Origin of the sequence: uncultured Psychroserpens sp., from assembly GCF_947503375.1 — a bacterium.
Classification (GTDB): Bacteria; Bacteroidota; Bacteroidia; order Flavobacteriales; family Flavobacteriaceae; genus Psychroserpens.
The window spans coordinates 257,937-281,389 of record NZ_CANNDQ010000003.1; the positions used below are offsets into that span (position 1 = coordinate 257,937).

Here is a 23,453-nt window from a genome sequence, read left to right on the forward strand (position 1 = left end):
GAAAATGAAAAACACACGATATATAATCTTAACATTACTAACAGTTTCACTTTTAGTAGTTGCTTGTGGAAATAAAGAAAGCCATAAAGAAGGCGATGGTCATGCTCACAATGAAGATGTAAAGCCAGAAGCCGAAGAAGCTCATAGTGATGAAGAAGAAGTGATGCTATCACAACAACAGTTTGATGCCTTAAAAATGAAAACAGACACCCTAGCATTGCGTAATATGAGCGGTTATGTAGAAGCCAATGGCACATTAGAAGTACCACCACAAAACGAAGCAGCAATAACTTCTGTAGTTGGTGCAAATGTGGTATCAATAAAAGTTATTGAAGGCGATAAAGTTAATAAAGGTCAAGTGGTTGCATATTTATCTCATCCTAATATTATAAAAATGCAGACCGATTATTTAAATGCTTTTAGCAACAGTAATTTTTTAAAGAAGAACTATGAACGTCAGCAAAAATTATATGATGCAGGAGTTGGCTCTGGTGCAAGTTTTCAAAAAGCCGAAGCAGAATATGATGCCTCTAAAGCTATGGTAAATGGATTGGAAGCTCAATTGAGACTATTAAACATAAACACGTCATCAGTACGAAATGGAACCATTGCTCAAAGTATATCATTACGTAGTCCAATAGAAGGCTTTGTCCAAAAAGTTGAAGTAAAAACAGGACAATATGTAGAACCGCAAACCGAACTTTTTGAAATCGTAAACACGCATCACGTTCATGCAGATTTAATGGTGTTCGAAAAAGACGTTTATAAAGTAAAGAAAGGTCAAAAAGTGATTTTCAATTTACAATCTAATACAGACGAAGATCTTACAGCAGAAATCTATTCGGTAAGCAAAACTTTTGAAGATAATCCTAAAGCACTACACGTCCATGCTGAAATTGAAAACAAAAAAGGGAATCTAATTCCAGGAATGTATATTAAAGGTAAAATTCAAGTTGAGAACGCAGAAACTCATGCATTGCCAGAAAGCGCAATTATAAAAGAAGGCGATAGATTTTATGTCTTTTCAGTAGAAAAAGAAAATGACGATTGGAGTTTTAAGCCAGTTGAAGTGCTTTTAGGAGAAAAAGATGGTAATTGGATAGCGGTTAAATTTGCTGAAGAACAAGATAAAGCCACAAAATTCGCTTATAATAATGCGTATTATTTAATTGCTGAAATGAAAAAAGGAGAAGCAGAACACGAACATTAATTATGCAAACCATAGAACAATTATTAGAGTCAAAAAATATACGTGTTACGGCAATGCGTTTATTAATTTATAAATTTCTTGCTGAGAAACAAGTAGCAGTAACATTAAGTGATATCGAAAATGCTTTTGATAAAGCAGATAGAACTACATTGTATAGAACAGTAAAAACATTTGAAGAAAGTACGATTGTACATCAAATAGATGATGGCACAGGCATTACTAAATATGCGCTTTGTGAAAAAGGCTGTAACTGTGATATTGAAACCGATTTACACTTACATTTTCATTGTAATAACTGCAACGAAACGGTTTGTCTTACCGAGCATAAAATTCCACAAATAAAAGTGCCAAATGGCTTTATTTCCGAAGACATAAACTTGGTTGTAAAAGGTGTTTGTGATAAATGTAGTGGATTATAAATGCACTTCCGTTGCATTGTATTTTAACTCATCTTTGTTTTAATTAAGTACAATAATGATGAAAAGTAAATTAATAGGGACGAGTTTAATTTCAGCAATCGCAGCTTCATTGTGTTGTATAACACCTTTTTTAGCAATGATTGCAGGTACAAGCGGGATTGCTTCAATGTTTTCTTGGATAGAACCTTTTAGACCTTATCTAATAGGGTTAACAATTTTAATTCTTGGTTTTGCTTGGTATCAAAAACTAAGACCTCAAAAGAAAATTGACTGCGAATGTGATACTGAAGAAAACTCGAAATTTATACAGTCAAAAGCGTTTTTAGGAATAGTAACTGTTTTTGCAATTGTGATGTTGGCTTTTCCATTTTATTCAAAATTTTTTTACTCAAATACAGAGAAGCAAATAGTCGTAGTTGACAAATCGGACATTAAAACAACTAAATTTCAAATTAGCGGAATGACTTGTACGAGTTGTGAAGAGCATGTAAATCACGAAGTAAATAAACTTAATGGAATTCTAAGCTCAAAAGCGTCCTACGAAAATGGAAATGCAGTTGTTGAGTTCGACAGAACTAAAACCAATGAAACTGAAGTTGAAATTGCAATTAACGCAACAGGTTATAAAGTAATTAACAAAAAACAGAATTAATGGAAGTCATATTAAAATCAGAAATTACTTGTCCAAATTGCAAACATAAAAAGGTTGAAGAGATGCCAACAAACGCTTGTCAGTTTTTCTACGAATGCGAGAAATGTAAAACGGTTTTGAAACCGAATGAAGGAGATTGTTGTGTGTATTGTTCTTTTGGAACGGTTCCATGTCCGCCAATTCAAAAAGGAAAAAACTGCTGCTGCTAACAAAATAATTTCAATAAGTAAGGAAACCAAATGAAAAAAAAGAAAGTCAATTTACGAGATATAAAACCAAATTCTGAAATAGATCACAATCAAAACGATGGTCACAATCATAGTAGTTCAGAGAACATAGGGAAGTTTAATATTTATTTGCCGGCAATTTTCAGTTTTGTAATGTTAATGATTGGTATTGCAATCGACTATTTCGATATGTTCCCATATTTTAAAGGATGGATTCGCATACTTTGGTATGTTATGGCATATATTCCCGTAGGTTTTCCTGTTATAAAGGAAGGGTGGAAAAGCATTAAAAAAGGAGATGTTTTTACAGAGTTTTTCTTAATGTCTATAGCAACCATAGGTGCATTCGTGATTGGCGAATACCCTGAAGGAGTAGCAGTAATGTTATTCTATGCGGTTGGAGAATTATTTCAGAGTGCAGCAGTAAATAAAGCAAAGGGTAATATTAAAGCTTTGCTCGATGTTCGTCCTAATGAAGCTTTGGTATATCGCAATAATGATTACATTTCTGTAAGCCCAGAAACGGTTGAAATTGGAGAAAAAGTTCAAGTCCGTGTTGGAGAAAAAATCCCTTTAGATGGTATTCTGCTTTCCGAAAAAGGCTCATTTAATACAGCGGCATTGACAGGCGAAAGCAAACCTGATACGATTGCAAAAGGCGAAAAAGTATTTGCAGGAAGTATTAATATGGATGGAGTTATTGAAATAGAAACCACCAAAGAATTTAAGGATAGTTCCATTGCACGTATCCTCGATATGGTGCAGAATGCAACAGCTCGTAAATCGAAAACAGAATTATTCATTAGACAATTTGCTCGAATTTATACGCCAATAGTTGTGTTTCTAGCTATTGCAGTTACATTTTTACCATACTTTTTTGTAGATGATTATGTGTTTAGAGATTGGTTATACAGAGCCTTAATTTTCTTGGTAATTTCTTGTCCTTGTGCTTTGGTTATATCCATTCCGTTGGGTTATTTCGGGGGATTGGGAGCAGCTTCAAAAAACGGAATTTTGTTTAAAGGCGCTTCATTTTTAGATGCCATGACCAAGATAAATACATTGGTAATGGATAAGACAGGGACGGTTACGAAAGGCGTCTTTAAAATTAAAAAGATTGAAGCTATCAATTGGGATGAGAAAGAGTTTATGAAATACCTGATGGCGATGGAAGAACAATCCACACATCCAATCGCAAAAGCCATTTTAGAATATAAAGATGAAGGTACAGATTATGGAGCTTCCGAAGTATCTGAAATCGCAGGTAAAGGTCTAAAAGGTATTGTAAATGGCAAGACTGTTTTGGTTGGTAATAAAGCCCTAATGACAGTCAATAATATTAATGTTTTAGAAGAAACAGAAACTATTGTAGAATCGATTGTTTTGGTTGCTATTGACGGCGAATTTGCAGGTTATGTTGTTATTGCAGATGAATTAAAAGAGGATGCAAAAGAAACGATTACAGCATTACATAAAGTAGGTGTCAAAAATATAATGATGCTCTCTGGCGATAAGGATTCCATTACTCAAAAAGTAGCTTCCGAGTTAAATATCGAAATCGCTAAAGGCGGTTTGTTACCAGAAGATAAGCTAAATGAAGTTGAAATTTTAAAACAAAACCCTAATAATAAGATTGCTTTTATAGGCGATGGCATTAATGACGCACCAGTTTTAGCTGCAAGTGATGTTGGTATTGCAATGGGTGGTTTAGGAAGTGATGTCGCAATTGAAACAGCAGATGTTATTATTCAAACCGACCAACCTTCAAAAGTGGTAAAAGCCATTAAAATTAGTCGTTCCACTCGAAAGATTGTATGGCAAAATATCATATTAGCATTCGGTGTAAAAGTAATTGTATTGATTTTAGGAGCAGGCGGACTGGCTACAATGTGGGAAGCTGTCTTTGCAGATGTTGGTGTTGCATTATTAGCAATATTGAATGCGGTTAGATTACAGCGCATGAAATGGGTTGATTAAAAGAATTAAAGCTATAAATAGTATAAGATTAATTTTTATAAATTAATCTTATACTATTGTTTAACTTGTAGAGCTAATATCTTTTTTAAATGAATTCCGAAAATATAGCTTCAATAGTTGTAGAGTATATAGAAACGCAAAACACCCAATATGCCTTACTTCTAAATGGTGGTTGGGGAACAGGAAAAACATTTTTCTGGAAAGACACATTATTACCATTAATTCAAAAAAAGAATCTTAATACCATCTACATATCTCTTAATGGAATAAAAACCATAGATGCGTTACAAAAACAACTTTTCTTTAAGCTTATTCCGTATTTTGATAAAGCACAAAACAAAACATTAAAAGCATTAGCAACAATTAGTGGTAATCTTATAAAATCGGCTAGTAAAGCTTTTATAAAGGTTGACCCATCTGATTTGTTTCAAGGTATTGGTGTAGATAATTTTGATTTCTCAAAGAAATTTATCTGTTTCGATGATTTAGAACGCTGTAGAATACCAATGAAAGAATTGCTAGGTTTTATAAATGGTTTTGTAGAACACAAAAATCTTAAATGTTTAATTCTAGCTGATGAGGACAAGATTTTTGAAACAGATGAAAATCAAAAAACGAATTACTACAGCATTAAAGAAAAAGTCATAGGACGAGTCTTAAATTATAAGCCAGAACTTAAAAGTGTAATTCCACAACTTTTTAATAAGTATGAAAACGATAAAGCTTTTTTATCGTTTTTGAAAAAGAACGAAAACTACATATTCCGAATATTTGATGAGCAGAAAGAAGATAACATAAGGATTATTTCATTTTTTTTAGATAGTCTTAAAAATGTATTCAAGCACACTAGTGAAATTGAAGATGAGCTAAAAAAGGAATTACTGTTTTTAACAGCTATCCTTTCTATCGAATTTAAACGAGGTTTTTTAAAATCTAATGAATCTCAAAATTATAAAGCACTTGGTAATACAACATATTTCTGGTATCAAGAAGTACAATCGGATAGATTAAGAGGCAATATTTTAGGTAAGAAGGAAGAGCCTGAAAAGGAAAAAACTTATGCCGAAATATTTTATCTAAAATATGTAAGTAACAGATTAGAAGAGTATCATTTTTACGAGAGTGTTTATACTTACGTCTTATCTGGTTATTTGAATACGGAGAAGCTTTCTGAAGAATTAGAAAAAAGAAAACCAGAACAACCGACAAAGGAACAAGATGCTTTTAGCAATCTTATGAGTTACAATTTTAGGAAATTTACAGACGATGAGTTTGCAACCTATACCACAGACGTATTAAAGTATTTAGAAGAAGGTGCTTACAGTATGTATTCTTATGAGCAATTATCCGGCTTCTATCATTTCTTTGCAGAAAAAGGTTTAATACACTATACTAATGATGAAATAGAAGAAAAGCTATTCACAGGTATTCAAATTGCTTCAAAAAAAAATGAAATAGACCGTAGGTTTTACGATAATATGATTCACTTTGAAGTAAGCAATCCAATTGTACAGCCTATAAGGGATAAGATAATAGAACTTCATACAGCACTTGATAAAGAGTTAGTGAAAGAGGAAAGTAATCAACTTATTGAAGTACTTGCAAAGGAGGAATACGAAAAACTAAACGAGCTTTTTAAAGATAAAAAATTCAACAAAGATTTCATAGCTTATTTAGACGGTCAGGTCTTATTTCAAGCTTTAAATAAAAATACAAATCAGTTTTTAACATTATTTAGAAACGAAATTAAAGAAAGGTATAAGCATACTAATGTTAAGATGTTCTATCCTAATGATTATGGATGTTTGTACCAATTGCATCTAGCTATTCAAAAGCATTTAAATGAAAATGAAATTCCAACTCTACGTAAGTTTTTATGGGAGGAGTTAGAAACTTTGCTAGATAATACATGTGAAGCATTAAAAAAAGATGATGCCGAGTTAGGTACTTAATTTAAAAGTTAACAAGCCATTCAACACATTTCCCTACATTTCGTTGCTCTACATTCCAAGAAAAGAGCTTCACTAAAAGTGATATTGGACACAATTCCAAAGTTTTAGATTTCCACTTCGCTTCATCCTGCATAATCCCGAAACTTCGGGAGTAGGAAAAATATATTCCTAATATAAAACTTTGAAATAACGTCCGCTTAAAAAAGGGGGAGAGATATCTATATCAATATTGGTACAAAGATAAACTCGTAAAATATTATCATCAAAAGACTACGGCATAAAGCCAACGCTTCGCCCACAACTCATTTATTCCGTTTCCTTTTGAGCAGAAATTTTGTCTTCCGTTTGGGTTCTGCAAAAATATTGTTTAATCTAAAATTTAAGTATTATGACAACAAAAGCGAGTACTGAAAGTAAAAACGGAAAGGCATCAGCTACCGTTAAAAATGAGGTCAAGAAAAAATTGACTCAAAGCGTCATTGGACTTCAAGTTCAAGAACTACCTATCGGAAGGATTATCCCAGACCCGATGCAACCAAGAAAAACCTTTAACGAGGAAGCTCTTAAGCAGCTGTCTGAAAGCATCGAAGAACATGGTGTTCTACAACCTATCACAGTCCGAAAATCTGGAAGAGATTACGTCATTGTAATGGGAGAGCGTAGGTATCGTGCAAGTAAATTGGCTAAAAAGAAGACAATTCCGAGTATCGTAAGAGAATATGATAATAATGATGTTCTGGAAATTCAAATTATCGAAAACCTGCAAAGACAGGATGTTGAACCTACCGAAGAAGCTGAGGCGGTTGCGTTCCTAAGCGAAAAATATTCGCTAACGGAGATTTCAAAACGCTTGGGTAGAACAGAAAACTTTGTAAGACAACGTTTAAAATTAGCAGGTCTAATTGAAGGTTTTAAAGTGTTTGTTCGAAATGGCGAAATGACGATTTCGTTAGGTGTAGGTGTTGCACTTTTCGAGCCAGAGGAACAGCAAATGATGTTGGAAACAATGGGCCAGGATTTTAATGCCCATCAAATTAATCAGATGATTAAAAACCAGACCTACGATTTAGAGAATGCACCTTTCGATGTAGTCGATGAAAAGTTGATTACTAAAGTAGGAGCATGTACAACATGTCCGTTCAACGCAGCAAATCAAGGTAATCTGTTTGGCGATGGTAAAATGGTGTGTACAAAATCAGCCTGTTATGAAACGAAGAAAAGCAAGTCGTTTTTGAACTTGATTGAAAAATCGAAGAAAGAGAATGTGTTGTTGATTCCTGAAATTCGCAAATACTGGGCAGATGACGAGAATAACCAGCTCGTTATATCGCAACTGGAAAAAAAGGGATTGAAAGTCTACCTTCTGGATGATATTGAAATAATCGAAAAGCCAATTAAACCTACAATTGAAGCAATTAAGACGGAATATCAACATTACGACTATTCTGAAGATGAGCTAAAAGCCGAACTTGAAGAAGCAAATCAGAATTACAAGGGAGAATTGGAAGTGTATAATTCCGCAAAAGAAAATGGATTTGTAAACGGTATTATGTTTCATCCAAAAACGTATGTACATAAAGTAATTTTTGTGAAGCTAGTAGAAGTTTCAAAAATCGAAAATTCTACATACTCGGAACCGTTGGCCAATAGAAAAATGGCAGAGTGTTCGCCTGAAGAGCAAATCGTTAAAATCAACGAAAGAGAAATCAGAAAGCGACATATTGAGCACAACAAGCAATTTGAAGACATAGTTCAGATGATTCGTCAAACCGATTATATCGAAAAGAAGAAATCACTTTCGGTAGATGAAATGGTAGCTTTCTCATTAACCCTATATGAAAACAATGTGGATTATGTAGGTCGGCAAAAACACTTTTCAAAATTATTGGGTAACACATCTAAAAAGACTGATGTGGAAACTGTCGAGAACTTCAAAAAGAATTTCAAAAAGGAAACCTTTTATAAGTTGATTCGGTATATCCTTACCAAGCAAGTACATTTTGGCGAAAGCAATCACGTTAATAACTTAACGAACATTTCATTCTACAATGCGATGCAAGGGTATTATAAAACTAAAATTGCCAATATTGAAAAGGAATATGCAGAAGAGAGAAACAAGCGTGAAGCACGTTTGAAAGAGCGCATAGAGAAACTTGAAAAGAAAATTCAGGAATTAAACGATTAGCTTTTGTTGTTGGAAGTAAGGGTCAGCATTCGTGCTGGCTCTTATTTTTTTATATAGTTCTTCATAAAAAAGGGAAAGTAGAACCTATTCAATCAATATCAGCGCAAAGGTAAACTCGTAAAATACACCCATCAAAAGACTACAGCATAAAGCCTACGCATCATCCAACGCTTATTTATTCCGTTTCCTTTTGAGCTGTGATTTTAGCTTCCGTTTAGGTACTGCTCAAATATTGTTTAATCAAAAAATCTTAGAATTATGAAACAAGTATCTGAAAAACCCAGCATCTCATTACAAGAAGCAGAAGAACATTATCGAGTAAGTAGTGAAAATTACGATGTCGATAGTGGAGAAAGTCATTTGGCTTATTACAGGGAAAAGCATCCTGAAAATTACCAGGTATTATTAACTAATTGTTTAACCTAAAATCTCACATCATGGAAAATTTAAAAGTAGTTCAGTTCGATTTCGGTTTTGAATGTAAGCCGATATCAGCAAAGGAAAAAGTAGTGAAACCAACTAAAAAGGATAAGAGTGATTTTGTCTTCGATTTTATGGATTGCCTTGCGAGTCCAATCATTGTTTTTAAATCCGCATGGCAAGATACCATTCCAAAAGACATTCTTGGTAGAATAAAATTATCAAGAATAATTTGCTCAATGACAGGAGATAAAATGGCATCATTAACAGAGACTTTAGCCTATATGATGCCAAGAACTTATGAAGCACCAATGCAAACAGAATGGGTAAACATTTACACATGGCTGGGACTTCAATATGCAATGCAGACCAAAAGTAAAGACCAATTGGAAGCTATGATTGAAATAGCACCAAAAGAACTGTCAGATTATGAAAAAGGACTCTTAAAAAATCTGAGATTATGGATTTATGATAAGCGAAGAAAAGCGCTTAAGGGAATTTTGAAAAAGAATAAAGTGTCAAAAGACGATGGTATTTTAGATATTCAAGAGAAACTGTTTTGAATCATTTTTTTTAAGTCGTTAGATTCCTCAATAATCCAATGATTCGTCTCTATAAGTTTTTTAATCTTTGCTTTGTACTTCTCTGAATACAAATGAGAACTTAAATTTGAAAGTGCTTCTGGTTTATCTTGATTTTTCCAATGACTACTATGTTCAGTATCAACAATACTTTTTGATATGGCCGTTGGGAATAAAAGTTGAAGTTCCGGAATTTTTTCTTTGGCTAACTCATAAATTTCTAAACCATCTGCATCCCAATCCGCTGAATAAAAAATGGGAAGTCCTCTCGTATCTGCGTATTTTAATTTGGGAACATTTTTTCCACCTGCGTACCAAAGTTCATAATTATTCTCACGAGGCATTTTGTCTTTTCTTAAAAAGTCTAAATTTTCGCAAAGAACAATTAATTCTGGTTTTTCACATTGAAGTATGTATAGATACTGTTGGTCTTTGTTCTCTACAAGTGTAATATCAAGTATTTGATTAATGGCTTTTATTAATGAGTCTTTTTTATCTAAGTACTTGTCATTTTTAAAAAACATTGTTGAGAACCCTCTAACGGTTTCTTGTGCTTCAATTAATTGTTCTCTACTAGGTATTAGATTACCACTTTGCTTCTTTGATTGTAATTCAATTAGAGTCTTTATATCCTCTTCTTCAAATCGTTTCTTTAAAAGATTATGGGTTTCTAAAAAATCAAAATAAATAGGAAACTGGTTTAAATGATGTTTTTTATAATACGAATCAAAAAGAAGCCCAGGCAAATAGTTTTTACCTACTTCTATAATTTCTTTATTAGATACCAATAGTTGAAAGGATGAATCTTCTTTTAGAGAATGCTTAACTTTAGTTTTTCGGTCTAAAAAAAGCTGATGTAGAGATTTTAATACAGTCCAATTCATTCTTAATTTGATTGTGCTTTTAGATACGTTTCTAAATCTTCCCTGCCTTCATTGGTTTTAAAATAACTATTAGGAATAGGATAGTTAATATTTTTATCGCCAGCACCTTCTATTAAATGATGCAAATACCAACCTTGTTCGGTATCTGAGCCAAATGGTCGTGGTGTCATTGTAAGAATCTGATAACCGAATTCTTCAGCAATATTTGGGAAAGTGCTAAAATTCAAATTATCTAAATTTGAAACCTCTTCTAAAATAAGGAATCGAAGTCCTGGTAAATCAGCATTTAAAACTACGGACAATCTACCTATACCTAGCAGTACAATCGCTGCATAACTTTCGCCAGTACTACCACCAGATTTTTCATTATCAAACTCATCAGTAAATTTTGTCCTTAACTCAAAATACGTCTTCGGGTCAAGCAAATTAGAAAATTTTATTTTTTGATTAAAACTGGTGGTTTTCATGAAAAAATTCTCTACAAAACTCTCGACAGATTCACCTAAGGGAAGTTCACCTGCACTATGCACCTGTTGGGATGTGGCCTGTAAATCATTAATCCAGTTAATATCAAAGTCTGACGGTTTGTTAAATTCCAATTGAAAATAATATTTACCACTAATTTTCTTTCCTTTAAAAAATTTATTTAACGCTTTTATAGTTTCATGATATTCATCAAACTTTCCTTTGGTTTGCTTAAAAATATTTAACATCGTTTCATGGATAGCACCAAACATTCTATATCTACTACTGTTAAGTTGTTTAAGCTCTTCTGAAATATTAGCTGAGTGTTTTATTTTTGGACCTAAAAGGACACGCTCAAGTATTTCAAAGTTATATGTTACTTGTGTAATTTGTTCGTTAATTTCTGGGTCGTTTTTAATTTGTTCAAATGAGCTTATAATTCCTTTATAATCACCTATATAATTAGTTTTGTTGGATTGAAACTCAGTATATAAAGGATTTCTTTCAATACCTGTGTACCTCGATTTATCTATATTCTTGATGTCTAAATCTGGGAAATATTTGTAAAAATCTGTTTCAATTTTTTTACGTTGATTTTCTAAATCTGTAAGCGATTTTCCCAAATCCAAAGGTTGGTTTTTGAGTGATGGTAAAAATCGTAGTTTTTCTTCCAATTTACTTTTATCAGAACTATATTGAGAAGATAGGTTTCGCTCTTTTATGTCGATAGATTCTAACTCTTCTTTAAGTTTTTCTAGCTGATTAGCAAGGTTCTTTTTTTCAATGGGAATATTGATTTTTAGCTCTACTTTTTTTAATAGCTTGTTCTCATTAAAAATTTGAGTATTTAAGCTCTGTTTTTTAACTTCAAGATTTTGAATTAAACCTAAAGAAAGTTTTAAATCTTTTAGTTTAGAAAAGTCATTAATTCTTTGGTCTAACTTTTGGTCAATATGTATTGATTTTTGTTCAAATTTTTCACCTCTAAAAAAGGATTCAATGTGTGAAAGTTCTTTATCGATTAGACTAATTTGGTTGTTCAGTTTTGTTGTTTGATTAGAAAGTGCTTTCCCAAGTTTGTCTTTATCTTTGAATAATTGTTTATCTTTTGTTGAAGATATAAACTCTTTTATGCCACCCATACTAAACCAATAACCATCATTTTCAGAATCATTTTCAATAAATTTTTCATCCATAAATGCTAAACTTTCAACATACCTAATGCCAGCGATTATTTCATTTGGTTTCTTCCAATGAACACCTTTTAAGATTGCAAATAGAATTGCTTCTTGACTTTTAGTTAATGTTTTCTGTTGCGATAAAAGTTGAGCAAACAGAGAGTTTTTCTTATTTTTAGAGAGAAGGTTAAGTAATTCGCGAATGTCCGCTTTATTTGATTTGAGTGAACTCTTTCGATTATCAAGTGTCTCTTTTTGGGATTCAATGGTTTGCTCGATGCTTTCAAGAGAACCATAATCTTCAAAAACAGTTGTAAAATGAGATATTCTACGTTTTATTTCCGAAATTTCAAAAGTTTCGATATTCTTAATAGAGATTTTTGCTTCATTTTCAATTGCAGGTAACTTAATACATTCTAATTCATTCACCTTAGATTCTAATGCTTCTATTTTAGCGAAAATGTCGCTGTATTCTTTTAAGTGCTTTATGGTTTTATCAAGATTATCATGTTCTTTTTTAGCTTTTAGAGCTGCTTTTTTAACTTTTGGGTTATCAGTTTGTAATGATTTAATTAGTTTATTTTCTTCTAATAGTTGTGTGTTTATATCTTTTAATGATTGATTCTTTTTTAAAATTTCATTTTCAGTATGCGTGAATTCTACTAAAAGGTGTTCCTTAAATGAATTGAGGTAGAGGCTGTTTAAAGAACTTAAATTGGTAAGACGTTCTTGTTTATTTTCTATATCTGCAATTAATTCTTCAAGGTCTTTGTAATCATTAATGAGTTTTTCTAAGTCTGCTTTATGTTTTTCATATTCAGATTTAAGGTTGTCTGTTTTATCTTCAAAAAGAAAGCTCTTTAAGCTATCGTCACTATCTGTGTCTAACGTTTTTGCTTTTGAGAACGACTGTATGACTTTCGCAAAAGCGTCAAGATTAGATTCTATAGAAAGGTCGATTGGTAATACTCTATTTTCAAATAGGAAAGTGTAAAGTTCATTTTTTTGATTCTTATCTGAAAAGCTTCTAAGATATATTTGTTTTTCATCCCTTAGTTTAATGGCAAGTTTCTCTATTGGTGGGATACTATTATCATGAATAAAATCCTTAAAAAATGGTATGTTGTTTTTAGCAATGCTTAAATCACTTAATTCATTATTATCATTTATACCATGAGCTTTATTAAGAATCCAAAATGATTTGAGTGGTCTGCTTTTTTTATTGGGTATGTTAACGCCTAAAGTGATAAAGCTATCTTTTTCTACTTCAATATTAATAAAAATATAAGCGTCTGAAGTTTTATAAGGAAGTGTGTGAAGTAATCGCGTATTGTTCTTGAAGCTTTCAGTACCAAACGCTATTTTTTGCTTATCTGAGATAAAAAGAATTTGAAAAAGGTCGGCAATAAGTGATTTCCCTATTCCGTTCTTTCCTGTGAAATCTGTCCTAATAGGGTGTAATAAATAATCTTGGTTAAAATGCATTATGATTCCAACTGTAGAAAAAGAATATATTCGTGGGTATTTAATCATTTGTCTGTAATAAGTAGTTCTCTATAAATTCATCAATGTGGGTTATTTCTTTTTCATATAATTTTTGAAAACGATAAATAGGTTCTTTTAGCTTAAAGTGGATGTCTTCACCCTCGTCTTTAGCCATAGATTCTACCCATCCTAATTTTTCAAAATCTCGTATAGTATTTTTAATATTGGTAATCACACGCTTCCATTCGTTGGGCGAATATTCATCTCTTATTTCTTTAAACCATAATTTTTTGAAATGCTTACTGTTTTCACCAGATAAAATTTCCTTTTTAATATCTGGAAATGTTATTTCCTTAATATTTTCAAAGTACCTGTCATAATACATATTTAATAGCATTATGCCCATTACGGTCTGTAAGCTGGATAATTCTTTATGTCTTCTCGTTGAGCTTAAAGCACCCTTTGAATCTTCTGTAAAATCAAGAAAATAAAATGTGATGTCATCTTTATAGTCTCTTTCTAACTCTAAACCATAGAAGTTGGCATAGTAGAACTTTAGTTCTTCAAAATATTTTTTTAGTAACTGGTAGAGGTAATAATTTGAGTCCTTTTGAATGTGTCTGCCACTTAAAAGTTCTATGTTAAGGTTTGCAAATTTTTCTTTAACATCATTATTTTCTAAAAACTTAAAAGGATGTTCTAAAGAATTTGGTTTATTTTCATGTTCCATACTAATATTTTTTGTTCGGAATATGCCTCTGGCAAATCCTTTGTAATTTCTATTTGATATCTGGGATTGCTGTTTGCAAATTGGAAAAGGTCAAAACCAACGCTTAAAGCTATTTCACTATCATTTTCACGTTCTAGAATTTTATAGAAATGCTCTGTGAAATTCAGTTCTTTTTTCTCTTCGAGAATACTTTTATACTCTCTAAGTAATTTTGCAGCACTCTCTTGCCTAAAAAGGTCTTTTTCTACCTTTTCTCTTTCAGACCTTGCATATTCATTGTCGTAATGAGCTGGTAGTATTTCGTTTCTCTGAATTCCATACGTGTGGTAATAAGGTACTTCTATAAATTTAAATCTCTCAATAGGTATTGATTTTATTGGAAAGGATTTAGGTAAAGTGATAATGTGTTTATTGGAATACGAAGCTTGCTCTAATGTGAATTTCAATAATTTCTTTAAATTTATTCTTATCCTTGATTGGTTTCTAAAGCTATTTTGAAGATTTGTTAATTGGTTATTAGCATATAATGACTTATCCATCAATTGCTTTAATCGATAATCTACATCATAGAAAAAATCAGTTACTTCTGTTTTTATATGCAAAGCCTTTTTGTAGTCATCGTTTAGTTTTTCAAATTTTTCTCGTTCAGTACTATTTTCAGGATGCTTAAACTCATCTATTTCTTTATAGAAAAAATCAACGACTTTTTCAATTTCAATATTTAGAGTGTTTCCTAAACGAAGAGTATATTTTATTTCCTCGGACTTTAGACCAATTTCATCAAAGATTAATGTAAATTCTTTTGTAATGGTCAAAAGGTCTTCTGATTCATTTTTCAATAAATCATTAAGTCGGCTTATGGATGAATTGACAACATCCTTTAAAGCTTCAAGGTGGTCAATAATGGTTTGTTTACTATTATTGTGAAATTGTAAATCGTACCATAATTCAAAATCAGCTATAGTTTCAATTTCCGAAGATTTAAAATCTGCATATTTCTGAAACGTTTTCTTAAGTGGAAAATGTTTAAGTGGACTATGAAGTTTTTTATGGATTAAATCGATAAATTTTTTCGCATAGTTGGTAAGCGCAAATTTCAACTCTTCATTTGGTGGTCTTTCAATATAAAAATGAAGTAAGTTTCTAACAATTTTTTCTGTTTGTGGTATAGAGCCAACTTCTATTTTAGCACTTTCATTAATGCACTTCTCAATATCACGATAAGTAAAGTATTTAGAAACTTTACCTGCTTTAATCCTTGAATCTAAGATATAGATTACCATACCTTCTTCTTTAGTAAGAACAAGATGGTCATACAATTGATTTATGTCTAATATTTCGGACTCGATTTTAATTGAATTTAAGTGAATCACCTAATTTAAAAATAAAGATTACTCTTACCTAGAAAGTACAGTAATATTTGACAACATTTTATTTACCTAAGTCATTCAGCACATTTCCTTTCATTCCGTAAAAACTTCATTCCAGAAAAAGAGCTTCATTATAATAAGTCTTGGACATAATCCACACTTTTGACTTTTCATTCCGTTAACCCTTTCCGTTGCTCTGGAAAGGCACACTTCATTTTCAAGTAAAAAGTGCGAATTAAGTCCGCTAAATAGGAAAAAATTATTTGCATTTTGTTCCACTTCCTATGATTTTGTATTTCACAAAGAATTTAGGTTCACTTCCGTAATCCAACACCGTCATACCTTTTTTTGACAGCAAAATAACAACATTCAGCTTTGAACGACAGCATAACCAGGCTCGTACCTCGCACTTTTTATATGTCTATACAAAGCTGAATATTGGACAGCACTAAGCAACAAAAAGAAGGTAACAGCGTCGGCTCTATGGGAAGTAAATCTAAAATGAATCTTATGAAATCTTACAAAATCAATAAAAAGGAAGTAGAAGAAAAGTTAAAAAAACAAAAAAAGGAAAACGCTCTGGATATAATAAGTAAATCAATAACAAAGCCTTTCTGAATAGTTTAGATAGGTCAATATTAATCTTTAAATTTTTTATTATGAGTACTCTAAGAAACAAAGTACAGTTAATTGGCAACGTAGGAAACGAGCCAGAAATCACAAATCTTGAAAGCGGAAAGAAAGTTGCAAAATTTTCAATTGCAACCAATGAATCTTATAAAGATTCTAAGGGAGAAAAAGTGACAAACACCCAATGGCACAATATTGTAGCATGGGGAAAGATTGCCGAAATCGTTGAGAAATATGTAGGCAAAGGAAAAGAAGTAGCATTAGAGGGAAAATTGACCTCACGCTCTTATGAAACCAAAGAGGGAGAAAAAAGATATGTTACCGAAGTGGTAATTGATGAAATTCTGCTTTTGGGAATTAAAGGCGAGGATAACGCTACTGAATAATTGAAATTAAAAGAGGGCGTTCCTGTGGAAAGATGCGCCCTCTTTTTCATTCTCACTATAACTAATAATAGAAACAATGAAGAACAAAGTTAATGAAATAAAAATTAGCTACAAAGGCGGTTTAAAATCATCTATGTGGCAAAAAATAAACAGTTCTCAAGATGCAGCCGAATTGTTGTTTGAGGATTGGGATAAAGATACTATTGCACTACACGAAGTATTTAAAATTGTACTTCTAAATAATAGCAATAAGGTAAAAGGCGTATATCAAATTTCACAAGGTGGAATTGTCGGAACGTTGGTAGATTTAAGAATTTTATTTGCGGTCATTTTAAAATCGCTATCGGTAGCAATCATTTTAACGCACAATCATCCAAGTGGAAAATTGATGCCTAGTGAAGCTGATAAAAGCCTAACGAAGAAGATTAAGAATGCTGCAAAATTATTTGATATTAAGCTTCTCGACCATTTGATTTTTGCACCTGATGGAGATTATTATAGTTTTTCAGATAACGGAATTTTATAAAACGAAAAGCTATGATTTATATAAATTTTACCGATTTGAGTGAAGAAGCGCAAGAGCGTTTGCTTAACAATTCTAAAGAAGATGTTAAGCATAAATATGGAAAGGACATTATCGAATATGCATCTGCTAATAATCAAAATTTGGACAAGATGCTAGACGAAGAAGCAATAAGGAATTTGTATAGTTACACATACGTGTTTAATATATAAACGCTCTTAAAAATTGTAAGACCTTTGAAAATTTCAGAGGTCTTTTTTTATGCCCATATTTTATATTCTGCAACAAAAAGAGCGGTTTGTTAAAGATACTTTTAAACTTCAATAATAACACTCTTAAAAAATCTAATTTCAATTTGTATTACAGAAAAAGCCATTACATTTTTGGATGTAATGGTATTTTTTTTGTCCAGCGAGCTGGACGAAAAGGAATAGCAAGAGGGTAACACGCTAGCGCGATGTTTCGATTTTCAGTTTTTCAAAACCCTAGTAAAATCAACACCTTTCGGCGATTGATTGTTTTGATATTTGAATGTGTAACATGGTTTTTTCAGAAAAAATCCTCGCAGCCCAATCAAAACAACAAATTTTTTCAGAAAAATGGATAAAGGATATGAAAAAGAGCGATTTGAGAAGCTCGGGATTAAAACTTCAGTAGCAGAGCGTTTTCGAGTGTTTTGTAAAAAATTATCTAAATCACAATCGATGACTTTGCTTCTGATGCTGGACTTTTTTGAGGACAATGGCATTTCACCAAATGAAACTTTAGGGCCAAATATGCAAACATTGGAGAGTAAAATTAAGAAGCGAATCAATGCTGTAATTGCCATTATAAAGGACATAGAAAAGAACCATGATAAACCCACAACTGCAATGTTGCGATCTTTATTTATGGAGTTTGAACCAAAGCAAGAAAAGTTGATTTTAGAAAAAGAGGTCAAAGAGAAGGAAGTGTTAATTGTAGAAAAAAATGATTCAAGTAATCAATTATAATATTATGTATATCACAATCACAGCTCAAAAATTAGGAGGAGATTATTCACAAAGTTCTGCGGATTTTGCTGAGTATCTGGAGAAAGAAAATCAAGGTTTGGAGCAAGAAGATGTGGAACATTTTTTCAATCAATATGGCGATGAAATTGAAGCCAAAGATGTGGTAAAAGAAATTGATGGCAATGCTGCAAAACTCAAAAAGAAAGAACCAAAATTTTATTCCATTACAGTTAGTCCAAGTAAATATGAATTAAGAAAATTACAGAATAATTCTGAAGATTTAAAGAAATATACTAGAGTCATAATGAACGATTATGCAACGTCCTTTAATCGAGAAATTAATGGTAAACCAATAACTGTTGACGACATAAAATATTTTGCAAAAATTGAGCATCAAAGAACATTCAAAGGCACAGATAAACAGGTTAAAGAAAACCAACCTTTTGCCACTAAAATACTTCAGCTAAAAACTGATATTCGGAAAATTGAACAAGGTCAATTAGATGGGAATATAAAGAAAATGAAATCCCAAATTAGCAAACTCGAAGCCGACGCACCACATCGACAAAATGGTAAACGGATTGTTCAAGGCATGAAAAAAGCAGGTAATCAAAGTCATATTCATATTATCGTGAGTCGAAAAGATGCCTCAAATTCTGTTAGTCTATCACCAGGATCTAAATACAAAGGTTCGGAAGTTGAGATGCATGGTAAAATTGTAAAACGTGGTTTTGATAGAGATGCGTTTTTCACAAAAGCCGAAAGCACTTTTGATAAAACTTTTGGTTACAAACGCAACTATGCAGAATCCTATAAATCGAAAAAAGAGTTCATTAAAAATCCAAAACTGTACTTCACAACATTATTAGGATTGCCAGCAAGTGAGAAAGCAGTAGCATTTAAAATGCTTGCAAAATCTGGAGTCCCTATGGCGAGTATTCCAACCAATCAAGTGCAGTTAGCACTTAAAACCATAAAGTATTTAAAACGTGGTGTGGACATAGCAATTAAATCGGGTTCAATAGGTATATAATATGGAAATACAAGGAATCACGTTTACTATTGGATTACTGTTTGGAATGAGCTTGGTGTTTTCAAGTCTTTTCAAAATGACGAGATACGCCTTTTTTGTAAACCTGATTTTGATTGTTATTTGTTTAGGGTTGCTTTTTAAATTGAGTCCGTATTTAATGCATTGGGTTATCCAGATTCTTTATATCGGTTGTCCGCTTTTGCTTATCAATACAGTATTATATGTGTTTCTTCACAAGGAGAATGACATTTTGGATTCTAATGATAAGCACCAAGTTCATTTCAAAGTAAAACGAGGGAGTTTCAAAATTAATAACATCAAACGAGGCGCTTCAATTATTGGTTCTGCAGGAAGTGGAAAAACTGAAAGCGTGGTTTTTAATTTCCTTCAGCATTTCAGCAAACATAAATTTTCTGGTGTAATTCACGATTATAAAAACTTTGAAATCACAGAAATGGCATTTCCTTTATTTGAAAAAAATGAGATTGATTTTAAAGTAATTTCATTCGATAACATTCATGACCGAGTGAATCCAATAGCACCAAGATATATGACCAATGAAGAAAGCGTAAATGAGGTCGCTAGAGTGCTTATAGAAAACCTATTAGAACAAAGAGAATCCGGAAGTATAGGAACAACAAAATTTTTTAATGATGCAGCTGAAGGCTTAATTAGTGGATTGATTTGGAAGTTAAGAACCTCGCATCCACAATATTGTACATTACCTCACTTAATAGCTGTTTACCAATATCTCAACACTTCAAGTCTAATTGCATTTTTAAGTAAGAATACAACATCGAGAGCGATGGCTGACGCTTTTATTAGTGGTAAGGATTCAGACAGACAAACGGCTGGTGTAAAAAGCACTTTGGCCAATGCGCTCAAAAAAATAAGTACGCAACGTATTTTTATGGCTTTATCCGCAGATGATGTTCCGCTCGACATAAATAGCCAGGACAAACCTTTAGCGATTTCAGTAGTCAATAATCCAAAATACGAAACAGCTTATTCGCCAATCATTGCGACTATTATTCACACCATTACAAAGCAAATGAGCGTGCGAAATTCAAATGCTTCATTTTTGTTGATGGAAGAAGCACCAACAATCAGATTATTAAATATGCACAGAATTCCAGCCACATTGCGTAGTTATGATATTGCCACGATTTATGTAATGCAAGACAAAATACAGAATGATATGATGTATGGAGATAAGGCGAGTAAAGCAATTTTAAGTAATTTATCATATCAATTCTTCGGAAAGGTAAACGATCCAGACACAGCTAAATATTACGAACGCTTTTTTGAAATTGTAAAGAAAGAAACCACAAGCGTAAACAGAGGTCATAATCTTAATTTTGACACACGAATTACAACAGGAGAGCGTGAGGTTGCAAAAATTAGAGCTGATGTGTTTTTCAGACTGAAAGAAGGCGAATTTATTACGTTCGCAGATGGAAAGGACAGAAAAGTACAATTTAAATTGCCTAAAATTGAAAAGCGACTACCAACAAAGCAGCAGAACTATTCTGATGCTGATTTACAAGCTAATTTTGATAGAGTTTATAAAGAGGCAAAGTCGATATTCAAATGATGCGGTAAATGATGTAATAGATGATGCAATAAAAATCTTTAATAAGAAGTTAGATTTTTAGAACAACTATTAAAGGTGGTGCAATAGGTGGTGCAATAGGTGGTGTAATGTTAGTCTGTTAATACGACTTTGTATTAAGGAATGTACAACGGCTTATATGATAATTTCCCTATGCTAACTGGCTTAACTATTTGAAAAACTTTCACATTTTTGTAGTTGTCTTTGACAGTATATAGTACAGCTTCAATAAAGCCTTTTTCCGCATCATAACCTATAAGTACATTTCGTAAAGAAGAAGGCTTAAAGCTAATTCTACCTGTTTTGTCTTTTAGAAGTCTAAGTTCTTTTTCATAAGACCATTTTTTCGTTTTTTTATAAAACAAGTCAATGATATGATTAGGTTGGGAAATGGCACTATATTCTCTTTCCTTGATTTCAGAGACATAAAACATCGGAAGAATGTTATGGAAGAATTTTGGGTCATTACTGCTATCAAAATGAAGACAAACACCTTTGTTGTTTTCTGAATAGATGTCCCATAACTTCTCGTTCATGGGGTACATTGTAAAGCAAGCAATACCAAAGCTTGATACAAAAGGTTTTATTTTAGTTGAAGCAAATTCTTGAAGTCTTTCTGTATTCATATGCTTATCAAAATAAGCTTTAGTTTTTGGGTCAAGAATATGCTCTGCAATTGTATTATAAAGTAGTTTTTGTTCTTTAGGGTCAGTAGAAAGTTGTACAAATTCTGGATTGGAATCTAAGTCATCATTAAGCGAGTCCCTATCTGAAAACCAAATATAATGTTCTTTAAGCTCGCTTATGGTGTTTTCGTTTGGTGGACGGAATCGAAATACATGTGGTATTCCCATCGGTATAGCTAAGTCGTGGTCTTGATTAAAAATATTCAGCATAAACCTGAAATTACATAATATGTTGCATATTATCAACAAAAATATTAAATTTGTGGTAAATATGCAACAAAATGAATTCTAAGAAAACAGTTCTGTTACCAAAATATCAGAAAGTATTTGAGCATTTGGGCGAGAATATAAAGCTAGCACGAAAGCGAAGAAAGCTCACGGCTGAGCAGGTTTCCGAACGCGCGGGTATTAATCGAACTACATTATACAGAATAGAAAAAGGCGACCCAGCGGTTGCCATAGGTTCTTATTTTAATGTTTTCAGAGTGCTCAACTTGGAAGATGATTTTAAAAAGCTGGCAGTAGATGATGAATTTGGCAGAAAACTTCAAGACCTTGATTTATTATAAGAAAGATGGCAAAAGGAAAATTTGACATATATGTTTTTGCTGATTGGGTAGGTCTCAAAGAACCAAAACTAATAGGGATGTTATCGGCACATTTTGCCAAGGGAAAAAAAGCATTCAGTTTTGAGTATGATAAAGATTGGTTAAAAACGGATGCACAACGATTGTTAGACCCGGACATCGATTTTTATTCTGGTCCGCAATATTCAACCAACAAAGAGAATTTTGGAATCTTTTTAGATAGTATGCCAGACACTTGGGGTAAGACTTTAATGAAGCGTAGAGCAGCTCAAGATGCTCGTGCAAATAATGAAAAGGCAAGTACACTCTATGAAATAGATTATTTGCTTGGGGTTTATGATGAAAGCAGAATGGGTGCTTTGCGTTTTAAAACTGACTTGGACGGCCCTTTCTTGGATAATGATGCACAAACCCCAACACCACCTTGGTCGTCATTGGGCGATTTACAGGAAGCCGCTAAACAATTGGAGAGTGATGACCAAAGTGAAGCTATAAGAAAATGGATTGCGGTATTGATTGCACCTGGTTCATCATTAGGCGGTGCGAGACCCAAGGCAAATATTTTTGATGCCAAAAAGAATCTTTGGATAGCCAAGTTTCCGTCAAAAACAGATACAGTTGACAAAGCTGCTTGGGAGTTTTTAGCCTATCATTTAGCTACTGCCGCGGGTATAGAAATGGCAGATTCTAAAATAGAGAAGATTAGCGGTCAGTATCACACATTCTTAACAAGACGGTTTGATAGGGACAATGGAAAACGCATTCACTTTGCATCCGCTATGACGATGACCGGAAATACTGAAGATATCATAAAAGAGTCTGCACCTAGTTATCTCGAAGTCGTAGAATTTATAGAAAATTATGGTGCAGATGTAGTGGCTAATTTGCATCAGCTATGGCGTCGTATCGTATTTAACATAGCAATTTCTAATACTGATGACCATTTGCGAAATCACGGATTTATTTTAACGGATAAGGGTTGGATATTATCGCCTGCCTATGATTTGAACCCATCCATAGAAAAAGATGGTTTATCACTAAATATCGATATGGATGATAATGCTTTAAACTTTGATTTGGCTAAAAGTGTTGGTCAATATTTTCGTTTAAGTGAAACTGAAATGAACACAATATTATCAGAAGTAATTACAGTTGTCAAAGATTGGAAAACAGTTGCAAATAGAATCGGTATAAAAAAATCGGAAATAGAATTAATGTCTAATGCTTTTAATACAGACCCAATCATATAGTAACTCTAAATAAAATTTA

General features: G+C 32.5%; 22 protein-coding genes. 17 read left to right on the forward strand and 5 right to left on the reverse strand.

Annotation, left to right across the window (positions count from 1 at the left end; all coding sequences use genetic code 11):
- The first annotated feature begins 4 nt into the window (after positions 1-4).
- From Q0876_RS07265 to Q0876_RS07305, 9 genes are all read left to right on the forward strand, one after another.
- Positions 5-1,210, forward strand: a complete 1,206-nt coding sequence (locus Q0876_RS07265; protein WP_069831879.1) for an efflux RND transporter periplasmic adaptor subunit — start codon at positions 5-7, stop codon at positions 1,208-1,210.
- A 2-nt stretch (positions 1,211-1,212) separates the two neighbouring features.
- Positions 1,213-1,629: a Fur family transcriptional regulator gene (locus tag Q0876_RS07270; RefSeq protein WP_069831878.1), complete on the forward strand. Its 417-nt coding sequence runs from the start codon at positions 1,213-1,215 to the stop codon at positions 1,627-1,629.
- A 58-nt stretch (positions 1,630-1,687) separates the two neighbouring features.
- Positions 1,688-2,281, forward strand: a complete 594-nt coding sequence (gene merTP, locus Q0876_RS07275) for a mercuric transport protein MerTP (protein ID WP_069832103.1) — start codon at positions 1,688-1,690, stop codon at positions 2,279-2,281.
- The gene (locus tag Q0876_RS07280; RefSeq protein ID WP_083253427.1) at positions 2,281-2,490 is read left to right on the forward strand and encodes a GDCCVxC domain-containing (seleno)protein; all 210 of its coding nucleotides are present in this window, start codon (positions 2,281-2,283) and stop codon (positions 2,488-2,490) included. The genes merTP and Q0876_RS07280 overlap by 1 nt, the downstream gene beginning before the upstream one ends.
- Positions 2,491-2,520: 30 nt before the next feature.
- Positions 2,521-4,485, forward strand: a complete 1,965-nt coding sequence (locus Q0876_RS07285) for a heavy metal translocating P-type ATPase (RefSeq protein WP_299225626.1) — start codon at positions 2,521-2,523, stop codon at positions 4,483-4,485.
- An 89-nt stretch (positions 4,486-4,574) separates the two neighbouring features.
- The gene (locus Q0876_RS07290; RefSeq protein WP_299225628.1) at positions 4,575-6,437 is read left to right on the forward strand and encodes a P-loop NTPase fold protein; all 1,863 of its coding nucleotides are present in this window, start codon (positions 4,575-4,577) and stop codon (positions 6,435-6,437) included.
- Between the two features lie 388 nt (positions 6,438-6,825).
- Complete coding sequence (locus Q0876_RS07295) at positions 6,826-8,622, forward strand: ParB/RepB/Spo0J family partition protein (protein WP_299225629.1); 1,797 nt, start codon at positions 6,826-6,828, stop codon at positions 8,620-8,622.
- Positions 8,623-8,880: 258 nt separating this feature from the next.
- Complete coding sequence (locus Q0876_RS07300; protein WP_165605868.1) at positions 8,881-9,048, forward strand: hypothetical protein; 168 nt, start codon at positions 8,881-8,883, stop codon at positions 9,046-9,048.
- A gap of 11 nt (positions 9,049-9,059) precedes the next feature.
- Positions 9,060-9,605: a hypothetical protein gene (locus Q0876_RS07305; RefSeq protein ID WP_299225635.1), complete on the forward strand. Its 546-nt coding sequence runs from the start codon at positions 9,060-9,062 to the stop codon at positions 9,603-9,605.
- On the opposite strand, the gene Q0876_RS07310 is transcribed toward Q0876_RS07305, so the two are convergent.
- From Q0876_RS07310 to Q0876_RS07325, 4 genes are read right to left on the reverse strand one after another with little or no spacing between them, the layout of a single operon-like run.
- Positions 9,587-10,507 carry a hypothetical protein gene (locus Q0876_RS07310; RefSeq protein ID WP_203255964.1) on the reverse strand — a complete coding sequence of 307 codons (921 nt, stop codon included), beginning with the start codon at positions 10,505-10,507 and terminating at the stop codon, positions 9,587-9,589. The genes Q0876_RS07305 and Q0876_RS07310 overlap by 19 nt on opposite strands.
- Positions 10,508-10,509: 2 nt before the next feature.
- Positions 10,510-13,683: a hypothetical protein gene (locus Q0876_RS07315; protein WP_299225641.1), complete on the reverse strand. Its 3,174-nt coding sequence runs from the start codon at positions 13,681-13,683 to the stop codon at positions 10,510-10,512.
- Positions 13,676-14,365 carry a chromosome partition protein MukE gene (locus Q0876_RS07320; RefSeq protein WP_069831871.1) on the reverse strand — a complete coding sequence of 230 codons (690 nt, stop codon included), beginning with the start codon at positions 14,363-14,365 and terminating at the stop codon, positions 13,676-13,678. Before Q0876_RS07320 ends, Q0876_RS07315 begins: the two co-directional genes overlap by 8 nt.
- The gene (locus Q0876_RS07325) at positions 14,335-15,738 is read right to left on the reverse strand and encodes a hypothetical protein (protein ID WP_299225643.1); all 1,404 of its coding nucleotides are present in this window, start codon (positions 15,736-15,738) and stop codon (positions 14,335-14,337) included. The genes Q0876_RS07320 and Q0876_RS07325 overlap by 31 nt, the downstream gene beginning before the upstream one ends.
- Before the next feature lie 656 nt (positions 15,739-16,394).
- Between Q0876_RS07325 and Q0876_RS07330 the strand changes: the two genes are divergently transcribed.
- The 6 genes from Q0876_RS07330 (at position 16,395) to Q0876_RS07355 (ending at position 20,893) form a co-directional block, all read left to right on the forward strand.
- Entirely contained in the window at positions 16,395-16,751 is a 357-nt protein-coding gene (locus tag Q0876_RS07330; RefSeq protein ID WP_069831868.1) for a single-stranded DNA-binding protein, read from the forward strand.
- Between the two features lie 76 nt (positions 16,752-16,827).
- The gene (locus Q0876_RS07335) at positions 16,828-17,277 is read left to right on the forward strand and encodes a RadC family protein (RefSeq protein ID WP_203255961.1); all 450 of its coding nucleotides are present in this window, start codon (positions 16,828-16,830) and stop codon (positions 17,275-17,277) included.
- Between the two features lie 11 nt (positions 17,278-17,288).
- Positions 17,289-17,486, forward strand: a complete 198-nt coding sequence (locus tag Q0876_RS07340) for a hypothetical protein (RefSeq protein ID WP_069831866.1) — start codon at positions 17,289-17,291, stop codon at positions 17,484-17,486.
- A 387-nt stretch (positions 17,487-17,873) separates the two neighbouring features.
- The gene (locus Q0876_RS07345) at positions 17,874-18,266 is read left to right on the forward strand and encodes a BfmA/BtgA family mobilization protein (protein WP_203255960.1); all 393 of its coding nucleotides are present in this window, start codon (positions 17,874-17,876) and stop codon (positions 18,264-18,266) included.
- A 4-nt stretch (positions 18,267-18,270) separates the two neighbouring features.
- A complete protein-coding gene (gene mobB / locus Q0876_RS07350; protein ID WP_299225829.1) occupies positions 18,271-19,299 on the forward strand; it encodes a MobB family relaxase in 1,029 nt (342 codons plus the stop codon).
- Position 19,300: 1 nt separating this feature from the next.
- Complete coding sequence (locus tag Q0876_RS07355; protein WP_299225647.1) at positions 19,301-20,893, forward strand: type IV secretory system conjugative DNA transfer family protein; 1,593 nt, start codon at positions 19,301-19,303, stop codon at positions 20,891-20,893.
- A 134-nt stretch (positions 20,894-21,027) separates the two neighbouring features.
- Here Q0876_RS07355 and Q0876_RS07360 read toward each other — a convergent pair whose 3' ends face one another.
- Entirely contained in the window at positions 21,028-21,807 is a 780-nt protein-coding gene (locus Q0876_RS07360) for a DUF2971 domain-containing protein (RefSeq protein ID WP_299225649.1), read from the reverse strand.
- 71 nt (positions 21,808-21,878) lie between these two features.
- Here Q0876_RS07360 and Q0876_RS07365 point away from each other — a divergent pair, with 71 nt between their 5' ends.
- A complete protein-coding gene (locus Q0876_RS07365; protein ID WP_044631745.1) occupies positions 21,879-22,166 on the forward strand; it encodes a helix-turn-helix domain-containing protein in 288 nt (95 codons plus the stop codon).
- 5 nt (positions 22,167-22,171) lie between these two features.
- The gene (locus tag Q0876_RS07370; RefSeq protein WP_299225653.1) at positions 22,172-23,434 is read left to right on the forward strand and encodes a type II toxin-antitoxin system HipA family toxin; all 1,263 of its coding nucleotides are present in this window, start codon (positions 22,172-22,174) and stop codon (positions 23,432-23,434) included.
- Positions 23,435-23,453: the final 19 nt, after the last annotated feature.